The 19077-nt window shown below is 53.8% G+C and carries 27 protein-coding genes; 6 read left to right on the top strand and 21 right to left on the bottom strand.

What is annotated here, in order from left to right; genetic code table 11:
- Nucleotides 1-340 precede the first annotated feature (340 nt).
- The 6 genes from J3348_RS01465 to J3348_RS01440 all read left to right on the top strand — a co-directional run bounded on the left by J3348_RS01465 (nucleotide 341) and on the right by J3348_RS01440 (nucleotide 7174).
- Nucleotides 341-1300 carry a PhoH family protein gene (locus J3348_RS01465; RefSeq protein WP_005942102.1) on the top strand — a complete coding sequence of 320 codons (960 nt, stop codon included), beginning with the start codon at nucleotides 341-343 and terminating at the stop codon, nucleotides 1298-1300.
- A gap of 53 nt (nucleotides 1301-1353) precedes the next feature.
- Complete coding sequence (gene ybeY / locus J3348_RS01460; RefSeq protein WP_005942100.1) at nucleotides 1354-1845, top strand: rRNA maturation RNase YbeY; 492 nt, start codon at nucleotides 1354-1356, stop codon at nucleotides 1843-1845.
- A gap of 46 nt (nucleotides 1846-1891) precedes the next feature.
- Nucleotides 1892-2830 (top strand): GTPase Era, encoded by a 939-nt coding sequence (gene era / locus J3348_RS01455; protein WP_154255692.1) that lies wholly within the window; start codon nucleotides 1892-1894, stop codon nucleotides 2828-2830.
- A 194-nt stretch (nucleotides 2831-3024) separates the two neighbouring features.
- Entirely contained in the window at nucleotides 3025-3771 is a 747-nt protein-coding gene (gene recO, locus J3348_RS01450; RefSeq protein WP_044953693.1) for a DNA repair protein RecO, read from the top strand.
- A 15-nt stretch (nucleotides 3772-3786) separates the two neighbouring features.
- Nucleotides 3787-6198 (top strand): endonuclease MutS2, encoded by a 2412-nt coding sequence (locus J3348_RS01445; RefSeq protein WP_207698145.1) that lies wholly within the window; start codon nucleotides 3787-3789, stop codon nucleotides 6196-6198.
- 109 nt (nucleotides 6199-6307) lie between these two features.
- Complete coding sequence (locus tag J3348_RS01440) at nucleotides 6308-7174, top strand: N-acetylmuramoyl-L-alanine amidase (RefSeq protein WP_242702828.1); 867 nt, start codon at nucleotides 6308-6310, stop codon at nucleotides 7172-7174.
- A 598-nt stretch (nucleotides 7175-7772) separates the two neighbouring features.
- Here the strand turns inward: J3348_RS01440 and J3348_RS01435 are convergent.
- The 21 genes from J3348_RS01435 to J3348_RS01335 all read right to left on the bottom strand — a co-directional run bounded on the left by J3348_RS01435 (nucleotide 7773) and on the right by J3348_RS01335 (nucleotide 19076).
- The gene (locus J3348_RS01435) at nucleotides 7773-8978 is read right to left on the bottom strand and encodes a tyrosine-type recombinase/integrase (RefSeq protein ID WP_207698144.1); all 1206 of its coding nucleotides are present in this window, start codon (nucleotides 8976-8978) and stop codon (nucleotides 7773-7775) included.
- An 11-nt stretch (nucleotides 8979-8989) separates the two neighbouring features.
- On the bottom strand, nucleotides 8990-10402 hold the full coding sequence (gene radA, locus J3348_RS01430; protein ID WP_207698143.1) for a DNA repair protein RadA: 1413 nt from the start codon (nucleotides 10400-10402) through the stop codon (nucleotides 8990-8992).
- An 84-nt stretch (nucleotides 10403-10486) separates the two neighbouring features.
- Complete coding sequence (locus tag J3348_RS01425) at nucleotides 10487-11227, bottom strand: hypothetical protein (protein WP_207698142.1); 741 nt, start codon at nucleotides 11225-11227, stop codon at nucleotides 10487-10489.
- Between the two features lie 25 nt (nucleotides 11228-11252).
- Nucleotides 11253-11648, bottom strand: a complete 396-nt coding sequence (locus tag J3348_RS01420) for a TIGR04086 family membrane protein (RefSeq protein WP_154255696.1) — start codon at nucleotides 11646-11648, stop codon at nucleotides 11253-11255.
- Nucleotides 11649-11723: 75 nt separating this feature from the next.
- Nucleotides 11724-12035: a preprotein translocase subunit YajC gene (yajC, locus tag J3348_RS01415; RefSeq protein WP_005942086.1), complete on the bottom strand. Its 312-nt coding sequence runs from the start codon at nucleotides 12033-12035 to the stop codon at nucleotides 11724-11726.
- 73 nt (nucleotides 12036-12108) lie between these two features.
- Nucleotides 12109-13254, bottom strand: coding sequence for a tRNA guanosine(34) transglycosylase Tgt (gene tgt / locus J3348_RS01410; protein ID WP_005942084.1), 1146 nt, complete (start codon nucleotides 13252-13254; stop codon nucleotides 12109-12111).
- A gap of 349 nt (nucleotides 13255-13603) precedes the next feature.
- A complete protein-coding gene (locus J3348_RS14135) occupies nucleotides 13604-14131 on the bottom strand; it encodes a DpnD/PcfM family protein (RefSeq protein ID WP_242702827.1) in 528 nt (175 codons plus the stop codon).
- A gap of 13 nt (nucleotides 14132-14144) precedes the next feature.
- Nucleotides 14145-14474, bottom strand: a complete 330-nt coding sequence (locus J3348_RS01400) for a hypothetical protein (protein WP_207698141.1) — start codon at nucleotides 14472-14474, stop codon at nucleotides 14145-14147.
- Nucleotides 14471-14680, bottom strand: a complete 210-nt coding sequence (locus tag J3348_RS01395; protein WP_223454326.1) for a hypothetical protein — start codon at nucleotides 14678-14680, stop codon at nucleotides 14471-14473. The genes J3348_RS01400 and J3348_RS01395 overlap by 4 nt, the downstream gene beginning before the upstream one ends.
- Before the next feature lie 128 nt (nucleotides 14681-14808).
- Entirely contained in the window at nucleotides 14809-15021 is a 213-nt protein-coding gene (locus tag J3348_RS01390) for a hypothetical protein (RefSeq protein WP_207698140.1), read from the bottom strand.
- Nucleotides 15018-15350: a hypothetical protein gene (locus tag J3348_RS01385; RefSeq protein ID WP_207698139.1), complete on the bottom strand. Its 333-nt coding sequence runs from the start codon at nucleotides 15348-15350 to the stop codon at nucleotides 15018-15020. The genes J3348_RS01390 and J3348_RS01385 overlap by 4 nt, the downstream gene beginning before the upstream one ends.
- Nucleotides 15347-15913 (bottom strand): ASCH domain-containing protein, encoded by a 567-nt coding sequence (locus J3348_RS01380; RefSeq protein ID WP_207698138.1) that lies wholly within the window; start codon nucleotides 15911-15913, stop codon nucleotides 15347-15349. Before J3348_RS01380 ends, J3348_RS01385 begins: the two co-directional genes overlap by 4 nt.
- Nucleotides 15897-16244, bottom strand: a complete 348-nt coding sequence (locus tag J3348_RS01375) for a hypothetical protein (protein WP_207698137.1) — start codon at nucleotides 16242-16244, stop codon at nucleotides 15897-15899. Before J3348_RS01375 ends, J3348_RS01380 begins: the two co-directional genes overlap by 17 nt.
- Nucleotides 16237-16596 (bottom strand): hypothetical protein, encoded by a 360-nt coding sequence (locus J3348_RS01370; RefSeq protein ID WP_207698136.1) that lies wholly within the window; start codon nucleotides 16594-16596, stop codon nucleotides 16237-16239. Before J3348_RS01370 ends, J3348_RS01375 begins: the two co-directional genes overlap by 8 nt.
- Nucleotides 16597-16609: 13 nt before the next feature.
- On the bottom strand, nucleotides 16610-16870 hold the full coding sequence (locus J3348_RS01365) for a hypothetical protein (RefSeq protein WP_207698135.1): 261 nt from the start codon (nucleotides 16868-16870) through the stop codon (nucleotides 16610-16612).
- Complete coding sequence (locus tag J3348_RS01360) at nucleotides 16836-17495, bottom strand: hypothetical protein (protein ID WP_207698134.1); 660 nt, start codon at nucleotides 17493-17495, stop codon at nucleotides 16836-16838. Before J3348_RS01360 ends, J3348_RS01365 begins: the two co-directional genes overlap by 35 nt.
- A complete protein-coding gene (locus J3348_RS01355; RefSeq protein WP_207698133.1) occupies nucleotides 17492-17773 on the bottom strand; it encodes a hypothetical protein in 282 nt (93 codons plus the stop codon). Before J3348_RS01355 ends, J3348_RS01360 begins: the two co-directional genes overlap by 4 nt.
- A complete protein-coding gene (locus J3348_RS01350; protein WP_207698132.1) occupies nucleotides 17770-17922 on the bottom strand; it encodes a hypothetical protein in 153 nt (50 codons plus the stop codon). The genes J3348_RS01355 and J3348_RS01350 overlap by 4 nt, the downstream gene beginning before the upstream one ends.
- A complete protein-coding gene (locus J3348_RS01345) occupies nucleotides 17903-18559 on the bottom strand; it encodes a hypothetical protein (protein ID WP_207698131.1) in 657 nt (218 codons plus the stop codon). The genes J3348_RS01350 and J3348_RS01345 overlap by 20 nt, the downstream gene beginning before the upstream one ends.
- A gap of 13 nt (nucleotides 18560-18572) precedes the next feature.
- Complete coding sequence (locus tag J3348_RS01340) at nucleotides 18573-18797, bottom strand: hypothetical protein (protein ID WP_207698130.1); 225 nt, start codon at nucleotides 18795-18797, stop codon at nucleotides 18573-18575.
- A 72-nt stretch (nucleotides 18798-18869) separates the two neighbouring features.
- The gene (locus J3348_RS01335; protein WP_207698129.1) at nucleotides 18870-19076 is read right to left on the bottom strand and encodes a hypothetical protein; all 207 of its coding nucleotides are present in this window, start codon (nucleotides 19074-19076) and stop codon (nucleotides 18870-18872) included.
- Nucleotide 19077 lies beyond the last annotated feature (1 nt).

Genomic DNA, 19077 nt, shown 5'->3' with positions numbered 1-19077 from the left:
GATTTCAGCATTCCGGAGCGGCCGGCCGGGTGCAAGCCGCACAACGCTTGCTATTGTAGCACGCAGGGGAAAAGTTTGCTATTGCCTTTTTGGCCAAAGATATGTTTTGTTTTTCTCTGTGGTTGTGGCACAAAAGGTCTTGACAAGATCATTCGTACAGGATACATTCCTGTTCCTGCATTTTCTTTTTTGCCGCTGACGCTTTGCAGGGGCAGCTGCCTTGGCGTATGAAAAAACCGATGGAACGGATGAAAATATTTTGTGTACTTTTCACAGTTTTCTTCTCGAGATTTTGGTGGTACAATAGAAGCATTAAAATATATCCTTTCAGGAGGAGCACATGGCAGAAAAGAATATTGAACTGGATAGTGTAGAGGTCGCCGCAGCTGTTTTTGGCAACTGCGACCGGAACATCCGTCTGCTGGAGAACGAATTTTCTGTTACGGCGGTCTGCCGGGGCACGCAGCTGCGGCTTTCAGGCGAACCGGCCAATGTTGCCGCGGCCAGCCGCGCTGTGGAGGGAATGCTGCTTCTGATCGAGAATCATACACCGCTGGAAGACCAGACCGTGCGCTACTGCATCAGTCTGGCGCACGATGGAGCAGAAAAGCGGGTCAAGGAACTGACCGAAGATTTTGTTACCGTAACGGTCAAGGGGCGGCCGATCCGGCCCAAAACACTGGGCCAGAAGGAATATCTCAATGCCATCCGCACCAATGCCATCACCTTTGGCGTTGGCCCGGCGGGTACCGGCAAGACCTATCTGGCCGTTGCCATGGCGGTAAAGGCTTTTAAAGCCAAGGATGTTTCCCGCATCGTGCTCACCCGCCCGGCAGTGGAAGCAGGTGAAAAACTGGGCTTTCTGCCCGGTGATCTGCAGCAGAAGGTAGACCCTTATCTGCGCCCGCTGTATGACGGCCTGTTTGATATGCTGGGTGCCGAAACTTACGAGCGCCTTGTGGAAAAGCAGATCATTGAGGTTGCACCGCTTGCCTATATGCGCGGACGCACGCTAGATGATTCCTTTATCATTCTGGACGAGGCACAGAACACCACACCGGAGCAGATGAAAATGTTCCTCACACGTATGGGTGTCGGCTCCAAGGTGGTGGTTACCGGTGATGTGACCCAGATCGATCTGCCGGAACGCACCCGCAGCGGTCTTGTGGATGCACTGCACGTGCTTAAAAATGTAAATGGGATTGCACAGTGCTATTTTACTGAGAAAGATGTTGTGCGCCACCGTCTTGTGCAGGAGATTATCAAGGCTTACGAAAAGGCTGCACACCCTGAAAAATAAAATCACCAGAATTCATATAAAGCCATCAAAAACAGAAAGGAGTGGACTGATTTATGTCCAATAAAGTTTTGATCACCAATTCACAGAAGGCCGTCAAGGTTCCTTCCGGTCTGCGCATTCTCATCCGCCGTGCCTGTAATGCCGTGCTGGAGTATGAGCATTTTGAAGCTCCTGCAGAGATCAGCGTGACCTTTGTGGATAACGCTGCCATTGCTGAGCTGAACAACCAGTACCGCAACAAGCCCATGCCCACCGACGTGCTGAGCTTCCCTCTGGGTGTAAACGGCAAATATGATGTTGACGAGAACAACGGCTGCAAAATGCTGGGTGACATCGTCATCAGTATGGAGCGTGCACAGGAGCAGGCAAACCTCTACGGCCATCCGCTGCAGCGTGAGGTGGCGTTCCTGACGGTGCACTCCATGCTGCACCTGCTGGGCTACGACCACGAAAATGGTGGTCTGGAAGCCATGCGGATGCGTGAGAAAGAGGAAGCTGTTCTGCTGCAGCTGGGCCTGCCGCGCACCGTAAGCTATACCGAGTAATTGATTCACCGTGCGGTTGCCGCACAATACAGACAGGAGCTAGATTTTGAGTAACGCTACACCCATTCAGGGGCATTATGATACTTCTTCCGTTTTTGTGGCTGTCATTGGCCGTCCCAATGTTGGCAAATCCAGTCTGACCAACCTTCTGGTTGGCGAAAAGGTAGCCATCGTCACTTCCAAGCCGCAGACCACCCGTACCCGCATTACCGGCGTGATCACCCGCGGGCCGCTGCAGTATGTGCTGCTGGATACACCCGGTGTGCACAAGGCACGCAACAAACTGGGTAAACGGATGGATAAGACTGCCAGCGATTCCATTGCAGATGTGGATGTTTCCATGATGCTGTTTGAGCCTTACGGCGCACTGAATGAATCGGAAATGGTGCTGGTGGATATGCTGCGCAGCAGCGGCGGCCCGGCAATTGCAGTCATCAACAAGACTGACCTTGTCAAGGAGCCTGCTGATCTGGAAGCCCGCAAAGAAGAGCTGAAGGCATTGGGTGTATTCGACGATATCTACACCATCAGCGTCCGTGATAACGACGGCTGCGAAGTGCTGTTCGATGCTTTGAGCCGCTATGCTGTGGAAGGCCCGCATTATTTTGATGATGATGCCTACACGGATATGCCGGAAAAGGAGCTTGTGGCGGAGGTCATCCGTGAAAAGGCCCTGCTGTTCATGCGCGACGAGATCCCCCATGGCATTGCTGTTGTGGTGGAGCGCTTCAAAGAGCGCCCGGGCACCGACCTGATCGATATTGATGTAAATATCTACTGCGAGCGCGAAAGCCACAAGGGCATGGTCATTGGAAAAGGCGGCGCAATGCTGAAAAAAATTGCCAGTGCTGCCCGTGCAGACTGCGAAGAGTTTTTGGGCTGCCGCGTCAATCTGCAGTGCTGGGTAAAGGTAAAATCCGATTGGCGCGATAACGAGTTCCTGCTGAACAACTTTGGCTTCAAGCAGAACACCAATAACCGCTGACACTTGCCAAAGCAGGACAGAATTCCCTTGGATGAACGGTTAAAATAAACCTGACACTATCCGTAACAGGGAAGAGGTGCTGCAAATGGATTCACAAGCAAGCTGGCAGGCGTTTGCCTGCACGGGAAACATTCTTCGTTATCTCGATTATAAACAACAGCGGCCGGAAGAAACCCCGGCAGAGGACCAAGAAAATGGAAGCCTTTGTAACCACGGGTCTGGTGCTGAAGGAGACCCGCTATAAGGAATCGGATCGCATTCTGACGATCCTGACACCGGAACTGGGCGTGATCTCGGCAGCAGCGCAGAGCAGCCTGCGGCTGAAGAGCAAGCTGTTCAGCGCGTGCGGGCTGTTCTGCTACTCCGAGTTCACACTGGTGCCGGGCCGCAACATGTACACTGTGCGGGAAGCAGAAGTGAAAAATGTCTTTCACGGCATCTCGTCCAGCATTGAGGGCATGAGCCTTGCCATGTATATGGCTGAAATGGCAATGACCCTTTCGCCCACCGGGCAGGAGGCACAGCGGGAGCTTCGGCTGCTGCTCAACTGTTTCTATATGATCAGCGAGAGCAAAACGGATCTGCGGGTGATCAAGGCCGTGTTTGAACTGCGCACCATGAGCGAGTGCGGCTTTATGCCGCAGATCGTGTGCTGCCGCGATTGCAGCGCCTATGATGGTGCTGCGTTCTATCTGGATGTGCAGGAAGGTCATCTGCTCTGTGCAGACTGCGCCGCAAAAGCAGGAAAGACCTGCAACCTTGATCAGGGCGCACTGTATGCGCTGCGGCACATCTGCCTTGTGGACGACAAAAAAATATTTGCATTCAAAATTTCTGTGGGCAGTCTGGAAAAGCTTTCCGCAGTGGCAGAGCGCTATGCACTGACCCACATGGATAAGCCTTTGAAAAGCTATGACTTTTTAAAGACCCTGCTGCCCTGAGCATAAAGGGAACCTATGAAAACAAGTTACTTAAAAACTCTGGAACTGGATAAGATCATCGCCCGTGCCGCAGAGGGCTGCGTGTGCAAGGAAGCGCGCGAAATGCTGCTTGCCACTCAGCCGCAGTGCGACCCGGACGAGGTGCGCTATGCGCTGGAACAGACCGATGCCATCAACACCCTGCTGATCAAAAACGGCTCCCCGCGCTTTGGCGGCGTGGAGAATGTCAGTCAGCTGGCGGCCCGCGCCGTAAAAGGCGGCGTACTTTCAATGGGCGAGCTGTTGATGGTGGCTGGTGCACTGCGCAATTTTCAGAATCTTTCAAGCTGGTATGGTGCTTCGGAGCACGATGCTCTGCCTACAGACGATCTGTTCTATGCGCTGGCACCGCAGCCGGGCCTGGAACAGCAGATCTCCAGCGCCATTCTGGCACCGGATGCCATGGCAGACACGGCCTCTCATACCCTGAACGACCTGCGCAAAAAGATCCGCGCAACGGAGAACAGCATCCGTGACCGTCTGGAGAGCATGGTCCGCAATATGGATACCTCCAAGTATCTACAGGAAAGCGTGGTTTCCATGCGCAATGGCCGGTATGTTGTGCCGGTCAAGAGCGAATACCGCGGTGAGGTGAGCGGCATTATTCATGATGTTTCGTCTACCGGAGCCACCGTCTTTGTGGAGCCGCAGGCCGTTGTGGAAGCCAATGCCCGCATTTTGCAGTACCGTGCGCAGGAAGCGCAGGAGATTGAGCGCATTCTGGTGGCCTTTACCGCACAGGTGGCCGCCATTGAGCCGCAGTTCCAGTACAGCTACAAGGCTATGCTGGAGATCGATGTTTTGCTGGCAAAGGCACGGCTGGCTTTGGATCTCAGGGCATTCAAGCCTGCTGTCCGCACCGACGATTCCTTCTCGCTGATCCGTGCGCGCCACCCGCTGATCGATCCTAAAAAGTGCGTGCCTGTGGATATTGCTCTGGGCAGGGATTACGATTCGCTGATCATCACCGGCCCGAACACCGGTGGCAAAACCGTCACCTTGAAAACAGCGGGCCTGCTGTGCGCCATGGCGCAGTGCGGCTTCCTGATCCCGGCTGACGAGCGCAGCGAGATCTGCGTATTTGACGAATTTCTGGTGGATATCGGCGATGAACAGAGCATTGAGCAGAGCCTTTCCACCTTCTCCGGTCATATGAAAAAGATCACCGGCATTCTGGAGCTTGCCATGCCGCACACACTGGTGCTGCTGGACGAGCTTGGTGCCGGTACCGACCCCGCCGAAGGTGCTGCGCTGGCTGTGGCCATCATTGAAGAGCTGCGCCGCCGCGGCGTGCTGCTGATGGCCACCACTCACTACGCTGAGCTGAAGGTGTTTGCTCTGGAAACCAAGGGCGTTGTCAATGCCAGCTGTGAGTTTGATCTGGAAACGCTGCGCCCGACCTATAAGCTGAGCGTCGGCGTGCCGGGCAAATCCAATGCGTTCCTCATCAGCGAAAAGTTGGGCATCCCGGAGCGCGTGATCGAAGCGGCACAGCAGCATCTTTCCGCAGAGGATAAGCGTCTGGATGCCGTTCTGGGACAGCTGGATGATTTGAAGCTGCAGCTGAAGGAAAGCCAGAACGAGGTGGAAGAGCTGAAAAATGAAGCTTCCCACCAGCTGGAAGCCGCGCAGAAAAAGCGTGATGAGCTGATCCGTCAGGGCGAAAATGAACTGGAAGCTGCCCGTGCCAAGGCTCGTGCGCTGGCACAGCAGGTGGAAAGTCAGGCTTACGCCCTGACCGACGAACTGCGTCAGCTGCAGAAGGACGAGCGCATGAGCACCCAGCAGAAAGCTCAGCGCGCCCGCGAGATCGCCAAAAAAGAATCGGAAAAGCTGTTTATCGGCTCCGAGGCGGTGCATAACCCAGTCAAGGAATTTGTGCCGCTGAAAGAGGTCAAGGTAGGGCAGGAGGTCTGCATTGCAGAGCTGAACCAGCTGGCCACCGTATTAGCCCTGCCGGATAAAAACGGCGATGTTCTGGTGCGTGCAGGCATCATCAAGACCAAAGTTCCGCTCGAGGGCTTGAAACAGCCGGAAAAGCTGGTCAAGGAAAAGAAACCGCAGACTAAAGCACAGCAGCGCTATTCCCGCCTGACCGGCGATGCCAACCGCCCGAACGGCAGGGTAGAGAGGGTACAGCGTTCCGCCAAGATGGAATGCAATCTGCTGGGCCTGACGGTGGACGAAGCGCTGCCGGAGGTGGATTCCTTTATCGACCGTGCCATCCTGAACGGACAGACAGTGGTTTATCTGATCCACGGCAATGGAACCGGTGCGCTGCGCACAGCTATCCACAAGCATCTGCGCGGCAACCGCATGGTCAAAAGCTTCCGTCTGGGCCGTTATGGCGAGGGTGAAAGCGGCGTGACCGTGGTAGAGCTGAAATAAAGAAAAAGCTATCCGAAGGATTTTTCGGGTAGCTTTTTCTCACATTGAAGGAATTTGCAGAGCAGGATCGTATTCTATAAAGAATGCTAATATAAGGATGTAAGCCAAAATGGCAAAACGATATTCCAAAGCCGCGCACTCAAAAAGACGAAAACAGACTTCTCATGTGCTCAAAAATACGGTCATTCTGCTTTTTTGCGCAGTGGGCATCTGGTTTGGCAGCTCACTCTGGCATGCAGCGCTGACTCTGCAGACAGCTCAGCCAGCGGAAAGCATCGCCGGTGAAGAATTCCGTCCGCAGGTCGGTGATCCGCCTTACCGCGTGGTGATCGATGCTGGGCACGGTGGAACAGACCCGGGTGCAAGGGGAGTGATCGAAGAAAAAGATATGACCGCAGCAACCGCCTCGGAACTGATCCGGCTGCTGCAGCAGGACTCTAATTTTATTCCGCTGCAGACCCGTGACAGCTTTGATGAAACCGCTACGCCCGCCCAGCGTGCCGCCAGAGCGGACGAACAGGCACCGCAGCTGCTGCTTTCCATCCACGGCAACTCAGCTGCAAATGGCTCCACTGCGTCCGGCTTTGAGTGCTATCCGGCAGTGCCGGGCCGGACTTGGCATCAGGAAAGCTTTTACTTTGCGCAGCTGCTTGCCAAAGGAATGCAGGCTGCAGGAGCATCTCTGCGTGGGCGCGGGGGAGTCCGATACATTTATTATCTGGAAAACGATCAGAAGCAACTGGTGGAAAGCACCCACACCGAGGTGCGTGCAGAGCGAAGCTTTACGTTGCTGGAAGATGTAAATTGTCCGGCAGTGCTGGCAGAGCAATGCTTTGTAACGAATGAAGCAGATGTTGCACAGTTCGGCAGTGAAGAAGGTTGTAAAAAAACAGCCCGCGTTTATTACGAAGCGATCTGTGCATACTTTGGCACACAGCCGCAGGCCGAGCAGCTTGCCGGGTTCACTTTAAATTAAAAAGTATTAGCATAGCATCACCAAGGGAGAAGAAGCGATAACATTCTGAACCCAACACCATACAGCCATCAGTATTTTAAGACCGCTGAACTCATAACCAGAAGAGAAGAGCGGTCTTATTTTTTGAGTGTATAATTTTCGTATAATGCACGTTATGCGAAATGCAGGGAAGCGAAAAATCTCTATTTTCCTGAATCTGGCCTTTTTCTGCGACCTGCGGATCTGCAGTCATCTGTAATACCGTATGATTCAACTTTTGCGTTTTTTATATTTTTGTGTCTCATTAGTATTTTGGTGCTACAATCTTTTTATGGACTTACAAATTACAAAGCTGCACAGTCTGCCGCTGCCATGCGCGCTTGCATTTTATTTTTCCAGATTCTCTTTTTATATTGCTATAAGTTCTGTGGTCATTCTGATCTTTTTATTTTTCTGCGCACGACCATTTGCTCGTACGATTTCAAATCGCTGGCCAGATCACAGCTTATCATTCCATTATTTATATAAATATATCTATAAAAATACCGCCGATGACATATCCGCACTTTGGACGCGTCACAGACGGTATCGTTTCATTTTATGGGTATTCTTATGTGGTTCAGGAATTTCCGTTTCCGGCGTTCGCATCAGGCTTCATTGCAAGCACGGAAGCATCCAGCCCGATGCCATCCTGAGCCGCACCCTCAAAGGCTTTCATGGGCACAGACGAAAGTTCCTCATCCAGAGCTGAATCCTCTGCTGTCTCCCCTTTTTCCTTTTCTGTTGTATCCAAGATGTGAGAAGATGCTTTGGGCTTTTTGACCTTGCCCAGCGGGTTTTCTTCAATAGCCGCGCGCACCTGAAATTCCTGTAGGTGCGTATAAATTTGTGTGGTAGACACGTTGCTGTGGCCCAAAAGCTGCTTGAGTGTAAGGATATCTACATTGCCGGTCTGATACATCAGAGTTGCGGCAGTGTGGCGCAGCTTATGTGTGGAAAAGCCTTTTAATCCGGCTGCTTTCATTGCACCGGTCACTAGCTGTTCTACCCTGCGGTTCGAGATACGCTCTTTGCGCCGTCGGGTAATAAAGACCGCCTTTTCCTGCGGCAGAAGTCCCTCCATCGTATTGCGTTTGCCCAGATACAGCCGCAATGCTTCCATGCAGGCATCATTCAGATAAACCATGCGCTCCTTGTGGCCCTTGCCAAACAGACGTATCTGGCGGTTTTCCAAATCAATGTCGTCCAGATTCATGCCGACAAGCTCTGCCAGACGCATTCCACAGTTCAAAAACAGCGTCACCATGCAATAATCCCGCTCCGGAAAATCGCTTTGGGTCTGCGTGCTTTCCAATAACTCCATGGACTGCTCCGCCGTCAGATATTTGGGCAGTACCTTATCCTGTTTGGGTGGGTGGATGGCCGCAGTTGGATCTGTATCCAGCCGGTTGACCTGATTGACCAGGTAATCATAAAAGCCGTGCAGGCTTGCCAGCCGCCGGGCCGTTGAGGACTTTTTGTTGCCGCACTCGCGGTTTAAAAAGTACAGATATTCGTAGATATCCTCCTTTGTTACGGAGGCCCAGAATGCGGTGTCCAGCCCTTTGGGGTCGATATCCTTCATCTCACTGTCTTCGGGCACAAGCCCACGGCGGCGCTTCATAAAACGGCTGAATCCGCGCAGATCACAGTAGTAGCTGAACGCCGTGTTTGCGCTTTTGCCCGCGATCACTTCCAGATAGCGGACGTATTCTACAATGTCCGGCGCAGCATCATCGAAGGGCTTGTGCTTGCCGGGATTTTTCTCGTCCAGATAGATCGACATTGTTTTTCCTCTTATAAGCGGTCAGATTTCAGGGCATTGATCGCATCGGTGATATAAGCCGCGCCGATCAGCTGCATTCCAGGATAATCTGCCGGGCTCAGATGATTCAGGTTGTGCTTCGGGATCACCGCACGTTCAAAGCCGATACGCTCTGCCTCATGCAGGCGCTGTTCCAGATTGGGTACGCTGCGCACTTCACCGCCAAGGCCGACCTCGCCAATGGCGATCAGCTTATCGCTGACGGGCCTGTCCAGCAGCGAGGAGACCATACTCAAGCAGACAGAAAGATCACAGGCAGTATCACGCAGCGCAATGCCGCCCACGATGTTGATATATACATCCAGGTTTCCAAAGAAATACCCTGCACGCTTTTCCAGCACAGCGATCAGCAGATTCATGCGGTTGTAGTCGTAGCCGCTGCAGGCACGGCGCGGCGCTGGAAAATTGGTTTTGGTTGCAAGGGCCTGAATTTCGCTCAAAATGGGACGGCTGCCCTCCATGGTACAGGCCACACAGTTGCCGGAAACGCCAAGAGGACGGCCTTCCAGCAGCATCTGTGAAGGGTTTTCGATCTCAGCAAGGCCCTGCCCCGTCATATCAAACATGCCCAGCTCATTGGTGGAGCCATAACGGTTCTTGGCCGCACGCAGGATGCGGTACGGCAGCATTTTATCGCCCTCAAAGTAAAGCACCGTATCCACGATATGCTCCATGACTTTGGGGCCTGCAATGGCACCGTCCTTGTTCACATGGCCCACAATGAACATGGGGATCTCCTGCTTTTTGGCCACGGCCAGCAGGCGGGCCGCACTTTCCTTGACCTGACTTACCGTACCGGCGGAGGACGAGATATCCATGCAGCGCATCGTCTGGATGGAGTCGATGACCACGAGATCCGGCTTTTCTTTTTCGATCAGGCCGCAGATCTCGTCCACATCATTCTCCGCTGCCAGAAAGATGTTATCCTGCGGCACTTTCAGCCGGGCAGCGCGCAGCTTGACCTGCCGCACCGATTCCTCGCCAGTGATATACAAAACGCTGTGCTGGTTGGAAATGGCACCGCACAGCTGCAGAAGCATAGTAGATTTGCCCACACCCGGCTCACCGCTCAAAAGCACAACGCCGCCCAGCACAATGCCGCCGCCAAGTACACGGTCCAGCTCCGAAATGCCGGTCAGAATACGGCTTTTTTCTTCGGTCATGCTGATCTCAGAAAGGCGTTTTGCGGTCAGGGTGGTCACCCCTTCCGGGCGGGCGGCTGCCGCCTGTTTGGCTGCGGCAGTACCTGCTTTGGGGGCTTCCGCTACAACGTCCTCGTTCATCGTGTTCCAGCTGCCGCAGCTTGGGCAGCGGCCCATCCAGCGGGGGCTTGTCTCGCCGCAGTTGGAACACACATATACAGTTTTCAGTTTTGGTTCCTTCATCAAAAAAGCTCCTGTTACATTGTCTTGGCTTTATTATTCTCTATTGTAGCATATAACAAGCAAACCCGCAAGAAAAGCCCTTGCTCAAAGCCTGCTTCCAATGCTTGCAAGCGCTGCAGAAATGCCGCACAGCGGCACAAATAACGTCAGCGTCAGCAGATACTGCCGGATGAATCCATGTGGCCGGACGATCTCCCGGTCAGGCCCTGCTGCAAAAAAGGAACAGACGCGGATCTGGCTGCTCACCCGCAGAGAATCTGTGCCGAGCGTGCACAGCCCTGCAGAAGCAGCTGCCGCAGGCAGAAATGCAAGCAGCAGAAGCCACGTTTCCTTTTTCAGTGCCGTGTCGGAAAGCAGCTGCACAAACAGCGTCCCGTTTCCCAGCCCATAGAACATCGTAAACAAAAAGATCAAAACCGGCCCCAGTGCGGAAAAGCCCATCAGGAACAGAAGGGTCGCGGCCGCAGCCAGCGTAAGATATTCCACTCCGAAAAGGCTGGCCGCAGTATGTGCATCTGCAGCGGCAAACAGGCCGCGCCAGCTTTGCAGGTAATATTGCAGCCAGTCCGGCTGCTGCTTTTCGCAGAAAGCCAGAAGCACGCCAGCTGAGCCAGAGCCGATCAGAAAGGCACAGACGAGCAGCCAGCAGGTTTTCTGCCGGGTTTCCGTGTTATGTCTCTGCAGCGGTGAAGGCACTTCCGGTGCGGATTGTTCTGGCGGCAGTGTTTTCTGCGGCTGCGGCAGAAGCGCAGCTTCACCTGTGGGAAGCTGCTGCGCGGCTTCTGGCAAATGCGCTGGCGTTCCTGTTTGCTGATAGACCCACATGATCGAACCTCCTTGTTTTATTTGTTCAGCTGCGGCGCTTTTTCTCCCGGGTCACCATGCCCAGCAATCCACCAATACTGCCGCACAGGATCAGCACAGCAAACCGCAGCAGCGGCGGCTCTTCCGTAAGCGTACCGGAAGGAACGCTGAGCACCACGAGCAATGCCGCATAAAACAGGCCCTGTACAAGCCCGCACAGCAGGCCGCGTTCCTTTTTGCAAAATGCAGCGATCCAACCGCTGCAAAGGCTCCCTGCACCAACGGCTGCTGTTGCCAGCGGCGGTGCGGCGGCACCAGAATAACCCTGTGCTGTCATCAGCGCTGCCATTGCGGCCAGCCCGCCCGCTGTGACCATAACGCCGACTGCCCCGGCCAGCAGAAGAACCCGGAGTTCCGCCGGGAAAAGATTTTTCTCAGACATAAAAACGCGCCTCCCTGCCAGTAATCTATGCAGGAAGACGCGTTTGATATGCTCTTAATTGTTTGAAGAAAAAGCTTACTTCTTGTCAGCCTTGTCCATGTTCAGCTTTTCAACAGCGGAAATTGCAGTCTTGGTGAAGCGGATCTTCACACGGTCAGCACCGGTCTCCAGAACAAAGGTATCGTCCTTGATTGCAACAACACGGCCAATGACACCGCCAATGGTGGTGACCTGATCGCCGATCTCCAGGCTGCTGCGCATTGCGGCATCCTTCTTCTCCTGCTTCTTCTGGGGACGATAGATCATGAAGTATAGCAGAACCAGCATCAGAGCCAGTGTGAAGAACAGGCTGATGTAGCCTTCGGAAGTGGTAGTCAGAAATTGCATGGGGCAAAATCTCCTCTCAAAATTCAGATAAGCTTATTATACCTTTTTAAACGACCTGTTGCAAGGCTTATTCTCAAATTCGGGTATCCAGAAGCTTTACATATTTATCGTGGAAAGCCGTGAAGGTGCCTGCATCCAGCTCATCCCGGATGCGCTCCATCAGATGGTTATAGAACCACAGGTTGTGCATGACGGCAAGGCGCATTCCCAAAATCTCCTCCGCTTTGAACAGGTGGCGGATATAGGCACGGGAATAGCTGCGGCAGACCGGACAGCCACAGGCAGGATCAATAGGGCGTTCATCGCGCTCATACTTTGCATTCTTGATGTTGATGATACCGCCCCAGGTGTTCAAGTGGCCGTGGCGTGCATTACGGCTGGGCATCACGCAGTCAAACAGATCCACGCCGCGGGAAACTGCCTCAATGATATTGCCGGGGGTGCCAACGCCCATCAGGTAGCGGATCTTATCCTTGGGCATGTGGGGCTCCACCTGACTGATCATTTCATACATCACCTCGGTGGGCTCGCCCACAGCCAGACCGCCGATGGCGTAACCGTCCAGATCAAGGTCTGCGATCTGCTTCATGTGCTCCACACGCAGATCCGCAAAGGTGCAGCCCTGATTGATGCCAAACAGCAGCTGATCGGGATTCACGGAAATGCCCTCGTGCTTCAGGCGGGCCATTTCAATCTTACAGCGTTTCAGCCAACGGGTCGTTCGTTCGCAGCTGGCCTTGGAATAATCGTGCTGTGCGGGGTTCTCTACGCACTCGTCAAAGGCCATGGCGATGGTAGAACCAAGGTTTGCCTGGATCTGCATGCTCTCTTCCGGTCCCATAAAGATGCGGTGGCCGTCCAGATGGGAGGCAAAGGTCACGCCCTCTTCGGTGATCTTGCGCAGCTTTGCCAGACTGAATACCTGAAATCCACCGCTGTCGGTCAGAATGGGGCCGTTCCAGCGGGTAAATTTGTGCAGACCGCCCATATCGGCTACCAGCTTGTCGCCGGGGCGCAGATGCAGGTGGTAGGTGTTGCACAGCATGACCTGTGCGCCAATGTCTTTCAGGTCCTGAGCAGACAACCCGCCCTTGATGGCACCGGCGGTAGCCACGTTCTGAAAAGCGGGCGTCTGCACCGTGCCGTGCACGGTCTTGAACTCGCCCCGCCGGGCGTCGTGTTCCTGCTTGAGCAGCTTATAGGTCGTCAAAGAAGGCATAGTTTTTGTTCCTTTCTGTGCACGGAAAACAGCCGTGCGATCTTCATGAAAAAGCCCGGGATCAGGCTCATCAACAACAGAATAGCGGGAAAAATAATCAAAGAATCAGCATCGCATCCCCCATACTGACGGGAGTCGGGATGCCAATGTGGAAAGCGACGCATTTTCGAGTCTTTTTGTGAAATCCTGAGCGTCTCTGGTGGCTTTTATAGCATTCCTATGAAACTAAAGAAGGTCAATAATCTGTACAGCAAAAAAGCCCCGTGTGGGGCCTTTTTGTTCGGTATAGCGCCGCGTATATCTATTTTAACAGATGCTTACCGAGAATGCAACCGCTTTTTGGATGGTATCAGTGGCCGAGCGTAAAACTCACCCCGGCAAAGTCATCTGCGGTCAAGACGTAGGTTCCGTTGTCCCACGCCTCGTTGACAAGCATTTTGGCTTCTTCCCAGCTTGCAGCCTCGACGGGTACGGTTTTCTTCAGGTATTCGATGATGACCACATCGTAGGTACTGGTTCGGGGCGGAAGCACCGCTTTAGCACGACCCATCATCATGCCCAGAATCAGTTCGTCCTTCTGAAGCTCGCTGAAGTAGTCCGGGTCTCCGCCTTCTTTGCCTGCTTCCTCCAGAAGAAGCTCGCTGTTCATCTCCTGACAGAAGTCGATGCAGTCGCGGATGGTGTACGGCTGATCGTTGTCGGCATTCTCGCCGTCCTGATTGTCATGCAGGGCGAGATGGAACTTATCATCCATCATCAGGCTATAGTCATGCCCCTCCAGATAGCCCAGCAGCACTTTGGCCTCAATGACGGCAAGCTCTACACCCTGCCGGACAGAAACGGCCATCAATTCCTCGGATTTCGTAATCAGTGTCATAAGCGTTTTCCTTTCATTCCATACAGACTTTTCCGACCGAAAGCAGGTACGAACACCAGCCGTAGCTGATACCGAGGGCGATAGCCCGGTTGTTTACCTGTTCAATCGTGTACTTCGGTGGTTTGAACGGCCTCGGCTCCCCTGCCAGCAACTCCTCAAGGCGGCTCTGTTTTCTGCGGGTGGACTGTTCCTTGCTCCGTTCGGCATAATACTCGCGGTTCGCCAGATAGTATCGGTGGAAGGCTTCGGCCTGACGCTTTTTGGCGCAATCCTTGCAGAACCGCTGGCGGTTCGTCGGGTTTTCAATCTCCCTGCCGCATACCTCGCACTTCTTGCCGGTCATCTGAAAATCCTCCCGGAATCCTTATCCATGAGAACAACCCGGCCCACGATCTCGAACCCGGCGAGATCGGCTACCTGCTTCAATGCGCTGACCAACGCGCTGATGGTGCGCATCCGGGCAGCTTCAAGCTGCTCCTCCTTGCGGATGTTCTTGTGCGCCTCATACGGTGTCGGGTCGTTGTAATGCTCGCTGTTCTTCAATTCCACGGTCGGCACCTCCTCATCAACAGATCATCGGAATCAGAAAGAACCACAGCGGGTACGTCTGCCCAGTTACGATAACGGCTGCGACAATCGCAGCTCCAACAGCCAGCCACTTGGCTGCATCAGACATTTCAGCCCACATTAGTTTTTCCCTCCGTTTCAAGGTCTTTGTACGTTTTTTCCATCATCCGCTCTGAAAAATACAGCGCTTCAGCCAGTCTTCCCTCAACGATCATTCGCTCAGTGCAGGGCGGAAATTTGGAGCATTCAAACAGCGCTCTTCTGACCGCATTACGAAATCCATCACTTGCAATGCTGAGGTCAAGCATTTCTTTACGTGTCATTCTGCTTTTTCCTCCGGCGCTACAGGCAACGGCATCCAGAACGGAACGTCCACAGGGTGAAAAATTGCATTCTCCCAATATGTGATGTCAACGTGCTTGACCGCGGCTCCCCAAACAATGATTCTTCCGAGTCTGTCAGCATCCGCTTCTGTTGGCGGGTCATACTTGGAATTTCTCCAGCATTGACCGGCCACTTCCTGCGGGGTAGCTTCTGGCTGGGTGTCGATATAGTTCTCCACATCCCGTAATGTGTGGATATGGCCTACCTTCATGCCCATGCGCAGGAACTCTTTCAGCATCTCAGCTTCAAGATACCGTTTCTTACTCATAAGGCGTCATCCTCCTCTGCCTCAGCAACGTAGCACCAGCTCTGGGGCGGCTTGCTCAAACAGCAGCCATTGATTGCGCAGGTCGGCGGGAGCATATAGCTTCCAGACGGCTGATAATGCTCGCAGCTCTCATTTCCACAGACATCGGTTCCGTTCATGCCACGAAAGTCATGCCTAGAAAAGCCGGACAAGGACTTGGGCTGGTCATAAATCTTCAGGTCGGAGATGTGCCACGCATACAAATCTTTACGGTCCATAAAAGATGTAGCTTTTCTCCAGCCGGCATATTCTTTGACTTGTTCCAAGGACAGGCAGCTACCAGCAGTTACGTCTTCGATGTCTTCCTTGACCAGCCACGACTTGCCAAAGTAAAAGCGTATCTTGTCGCAAGTAAACTCGCCGATGACGTTTCCGACAGGCTTTGTGCAATAGATATAACACTTGAATGGCATTTTCAAACTAGGGCGATTTTTGCGGATTTCAACGGTCTTTTCGCCGTTAAGAATCTTCTCGCACCACTCAGGGCGAATACTGATGAGGACTGCTTTATTCTTCAGGGACATCGACATCCTCCTTCTTCATCAAACGGTACTTCCAGCGGGCGAGCTTCTGCTCCATGATCTCGACCATCCGGTCGCCGACCGCATCACACATATTGCAAGGGTCGTTGTCATCCAGCTCGCCGCCGAAGAAGACGATGCTGCAAAGGTAGATGTCGGCCAACTCTTCGACTAGATTCTCGAAGGCGTCCTTCTCAGACACCGGCGTGGGATTCACACCGCAGCGCACCCGGCGGAGCTTCAGAGCCGCCTTGGACGCTTCTACGCATTCTTCCGCCATCTGGGCGAGGATTTCTTCTTCAGGCAAGGCATCGAAAATCTTGATTTCAGGCATTGTTATCCTCCATCTTTGCACCACAGTTCGGGCAATAGCTAAACGTCAAGACGTTCGCTCCTCCATTCGTAATTCTGTACCCTTTGCGGCATCTTTCGCAATACGCGACACTGCGTTGCAAAACCCAATGAGATACAGGCCGTCGGCTCTCCGGGTCAACAGCAGGAGCTTTCATCAGGTCATCGGCAAACCCGGAAACGAGGTTCGCAACGCTTTCCTTGACAACACCCTTGTTGTAGTCGAGATGGTTCCCGGAGGCCATCAAGGTTTTGGCCTCCTCCAGATTCTTCTTCGCCGCATCGTTCCATCCGTTGACGATGGGCACTACATTAACTAACCGTATGTCGCTCATTTTTTATCTCCTTTCAGACAAGCCACTGGGCCATCATACTATCAAGCTCCGAGAAGCCGGTGCAGTGCAGTTCGGCTTTCTGTTCATCGGAGAGAGCGTTGAACAAATCCATCAAAACTGCATCGTACATCGCTGTATCGACATCGAGGCTGTTATGCAGGCAGTACGAGGTCCACAAGGCCACAAGCTGGTTCTGGCAGGCATCGTTGTAGAAATCTGTCGTGTCATCCTTGACGTAATCAACGAGGAACTGCCATTCGGACTTCTCGGTCATCCAGATCACCTCCGATCTTGTAGGTCTTGCCCCGGCTGCGGCCAGTCCCCTTGCGATACTCCGCAATCCAGACCGTCTTGCCGCTCTTGTAGTGGCGGAAGTGGCCTCTTACGGTAAAGGAACAGGCCGGGCTTGCATGGCGGCCTCTAGGAACCACTGTAAGCTGTTTTCCGGCCGAGTGAATGATGTATGTGGTGCTTGCCGTACGCGGCTTTGTGGAGCTTTTACGTTCAGCAGGAGCCTTCGAGGTTGTGGTAGCCACGCCACCACGGATGCTGCCCGTTCCATACGACATCAGCGCCATCAGGGAGCCATACACAGTCAAAGCGCCCTGTTCGGTTTCGGTGGGGTTGCAGTCCGCAGGAAGCGTGCTTACCTTCTTCTTCCACAGGCCGTTGCCCAGCGGAGCAAAGACAACGTGGCCGAGCTTCCGGGCCGGGCTGTCGATGTAGAGCTTCAGCTTCTTGTCAGAGCGGAAGCACTTGATGGAGATGCCACTCTCGACAATTTGGATTTCCACTTCTCGCAGGGAAACCGGCATCGAACGAACCAGATCGTTGTGCTCATCCCGCCATGCGAGGAGCTTTTCGATGTCTGCCGCTGTGACCACAATCTTGTCCATCATCGTGCATCCCTCCCAACGAATGTGCCGGCATAAAGCCGCCCGCCGATCATGTAGTGGTAGTATTCATGCCCACGCTGGATGTCGGCCTGTCTGCCGGGCATGGGCCGCAGAACCAGCGGATGCCCAGCAACCTGCACCACATACTCTCCAGCGGGGATGAGCGCTGCCATCCACGGCTCCACCGGGCTGGCCCGAGCCGGGCAACCATCCATGCAGCAGGTGGCAGTAATCGGGTCCACGTTCATGGTGAACATGGAAAGCTGCTCATATCTGCTCATTTTGCCACCGCCTTTTTGATGGTGAACCGCCATCCCGGCCCATAGGCCATGCGGTACTCGGCAAGCATCTTCAGAGCTTCGGGCCGGGTGTCGAACTCGTCGATGTCCTCCCACGGCTGACCGGGATATTTACCTCTGATTTTGTACACTGAAGCCCACCTCCTTGACCGCCGCGCCGTTCTTGTCACACCAGACCCACTTGTTGCCGAGCGGCCGCTTGGTATAGCCCTTGTGGAGCATCTGGCGTTCTTCCTCGGCCATCGGGTCATGCCACTGGAGACCGCGAGCCTTGTAGAGCGGTTCCCAGTGCGATTCGTAAAAATCGTAACCGGCACCGTCAATGCCGAAGAAGTAGCCGAACTCGTCAGACTGATAGACGCGGAAGCCGCAGTCAGACATGGCTCGAAGACCGCCATTTTCCTCAAGCCACCAATCATCAATGTTGTCGCCAAACGACCACATCGTTCCCCACATCGGAAGAACGCCGTCCCGTTCAACATCAAAGTCATCTTCCTCGGCGGAAACGAGCTTGCCATCATACAGCTCGATGCAGTACAGATCGCTCTCCTCGTTATAGCTCTTGATGGTGCCGCAATGCTCAAGGCTGTCAACCTCATCGGGCAGATCATAAACGTATACGGTGTCACCGGCAGCAGGCTTGGTGATTTCGGTCCAGTCATCGGTGTTCATGCCCATCAGCTTCTCAATCATCCCCTGTGGGACGGCATTCATTTCGCGGACCCACGCTTCAGCAGCGTCACGGATGGTGCGATACTCAACGGTCATAGCAAATTCCTCCTTAATCTCCGATACTGAGGTAGTCGGAGTAAACGGTATCATCTTCCTTGCAGTAGTAGTAGCTGCGGTCGCCGTAAGATTCCCAGTCGAGAAAGATGAAGACAAGTTTCTTGCCGTTCCGTGCCGCCTCAACGGCAGTCGGGAAAGACTTGTACTTGTGTGCCTTCAAGAACTCGTTGAGTGCTTCCTTCGATGGAAGAATGGTTTTAGTAGCGTCGTTCTCCATGCGGATGCTTCCCCTTTCAGATGGACGCGCAGAAGTCGCCGAGCTTCTGCCACAGGTGGAACGTCTTCCGGCTCATCTGCACGGTATCGGGAACGCCCCGGCCGACCGTCCAGTTGTGAGCCCTGCGGCCTCCCGCTCCGATTCGCTGAAGTCGGCCAGCCATGCCCTGCGGCGGCGACCGCTGCTCCAAGTGCAGCCGTAGCGAACCATGCAGATGAGGTCGTACGGGATGTTCGCCCGGACTTCCTCAACGGTGAGCTTCATCATCCGCTTTGCCATA

This window comes from Faecalibacterium sp. Marseille-Q4896, from assembly GCF_017377615.1.
GTDB classification, from domain to species: domain Bacteria; phylum Bacillota; class Clostridia; order Oscillospirales; family Ruminococcaceae; genus Faecalibacterium; species Faecalibacterium taiwanense.
Note: the sequence above shows the minus strand (reverse complement) of the source record. Positions and strands in the feature narration are given on the sequence as shown.